A 2518-nucleotide genomic window follows, 5' to 3' on the forward strand; every position below is an offset into this window, starting at 1 on the left:
GGAAGGCGCAGAGAAGCGACGAGCCGCAAGTCAGGAGACCCGACTGCCGGAATTATCGACGCCCTTCGAGTCAAAGGGAGGTTTTCATGAGTCAGGTTCGTTCGTGTTTGTTGTGCAGTTTTCTTGTTTTCCTATTCAGCATATTTTCCCCTCTTCTCTCGGCATTTGCCCAGGATATCGCGATGGCGGAACAGGAGGAGCCCATCGAAGTTCCTGACGTCGTCGTGAGCGCGACCAAGACCCCCATTCCGGCCAAACATGTCACCAGCGCGGTGGAGGTCATCACCGGCGAAGATATACAACAGCGAAAAATCAGAACTGTGGCGGAAGCGCTTCGGTGGTCGTCGGGGCTTGCCGTCTTTCAAAGTGGCGGACTTGGAACGGTGGTCGATGTACGAATGCGTGGTGGCACGCCGGAGCAGACGCTCGTCTTGATCGATGGCGCAATCGTCAATAGTGCCACCATTGGGACCTACGATTTTGCCAATTTGACCACGGATAATATCGAGCGGATCGAAATTTTGCGTGGGAGCCAGAGCATGCTGTGGGGATCGGATGCGATGGGTGGTGTGATCAATATTACAACGAAGCGCGGACGAGACAGACCCAATGTGTCTGCATTCGTTGAATACGGATCATTCAACACGATTCGAGGAGGCGGTGGCCTCTCGGGAAAAAAGGGACCCATTGATTTTTCCGGAACGATCACGCGTTTGGATACGGCCGGCTTTTCGGCAATCAACTATCGGCGAGGAGCGACAGAGCGGGATGGCTATCACAACTGGCAGGGATCTCTTCGACTGGGCGCAGACCTGCCGAGAGATGGACGGCTGGACTTTAGTTTTCGCTGGATGGACGGCATTGTCAATTTTGATGGATTTGCGTTTAATCCCGTCACGTTCGCTTCCGATCCGGCAGATGTGTTTGGTGCGCGATCACAAAGTACGCAATACGTTTTCGCAGGCGACTACGCGCAACCCATTACCACCTGGTGGTCGCAAAAACTGACTTTGTCAAGGGCGATGGATAATCTTGTGAGTGACGGCGGCACAGTGGAACGTAATCTTGTGACCGGGGCAACGGCACCAATAGGGTTCCCATTCAGGTCTCAAATTGAATCAACGAGCAATCGAATAGAATGGCAGCACAACTTTCAAATCGGCAAGCCGCTGTTGTTGATGGCTGGGTATCAATTTCGTGAGCAAAAAGGCGACAATCGAGACTTGCTGGCAAATACGACGACCTTTGAGAACAAGACCCTCAGTAGTCATGCAGGGTTTGGCGAAGCTCAGCTGAATCTCTGGGATCGCGTGTTCGGAACGGCTGGTATTCGGCAGGATGAGTACAATGTATTTGGAAGCGCGACAACCTATCGTGTGACTGGAGGGTATCTGCATCAGGAAACCGGAACGAAGGTTCGAGGCAGCTATTCCACCGGTTTTCGGGCGCCCACAATCAATCAGTTATTTTTCCCTGGGTTCGGCAATCCGAATCTGCAGCCGGAAAAGAGCCAATCGTTGGATGCAGCTATCGAACAGTCGCTACCCAATGATCGAGGCAGCATCAGCGTGGGATATTTTTGGACGCGTTACCGCAATCTGATCTTGTCTATTTTCGATCCGGCCGTTTGCACGGCACCTGGTTCGTTTGGGTTTTGCGCGCAGAATGTCGGCTTGGCCAGAGCAGAAGGTGTGGAAGTCAGCACAAAGTTAAAAGTGCTTCGCGACAAACAATGGGTAAAAAACTTGGATTTATTCATCAATTATACCTACGCAGCAACGCGGGATATCACCAGCGGTTCGGATGCGCGCCTTCCGAAGTGGCCACTTCATCAAATTTCAACCGTTATCAGCTATCAGCCGGTGGAAGGTTTGCTGGCGAATCTTGAGGGACGATATGTCGGAGAACGGTTCGGCAACGTAGGGAACAGTCTTGCGACTCCATCGTTTATCGTCTGGAATCTGTCCGCAAGTTATGATGTCACGAAACACATCCAGGCCTACTTGCGCTTCGATAACATGTTTAATGAGGAGTACGAGGAGGTTCTATTCTTCGGAACCCCAATTCGATCTATTTTTGGAGGCGTGCGGATCAATTATGATCTGCCACTCTAGCCTCAGATGAAGCATGCCAGATCCTGAACGAGACACGGAATTCGCACGGCAAGCTTGGAAGAAGACTCGCGGGTTCTTGGCAAATTTGACCTAAAGCAATGGTCGTCCTTGACGAGATCAATAGAGTTCTGAATCCAGACTACGCCGATATAGGGAATGACCTCCGATGCAACAGGTTGTGATTACCGGACGCGGAGCTAAAGACATAAGGTCTCTAGACGCAATGAAAGGAGAACGCGCATGCTTGCATTTTCGGCGCGGACACAAGTGATCATCGGTTTCGTCCTGGTGCTACTGATGGGAATCACCCGAGGGTACCATTTCACACCTCTCGAGCACTTGCCGAGCGCTTCATGGGCGACCTTCTTTCTGGCTGGCGTGTACGTACGTTCTCGGTGGGTCTT

Annotated in this window: 1 protein-coding gene; it reads left to right on the forward strand. The window is 51.9% G+C overall.

Annotated features, from left to right (window positions below; translation table 11 throughout):
• Positions 1-86: 86 nt before the first annotated feature.
• Positions 87-2114: a TonB-dependent receptor plug domain-containing protein gene (locus ACOSYY_RS03525; RefSeq protein ID WP_421660888.1), complete on the forward strand. Its 2028-nt coding sequence runs from the start codon at positions 87-89 to the stop codon at positions 2112-2114.
• Positions 2115-2518: the final 404 nt, after the last annotated feature.

Source organism: Nitrospira sp. BLG_2, from assembly GCF_049222245.1.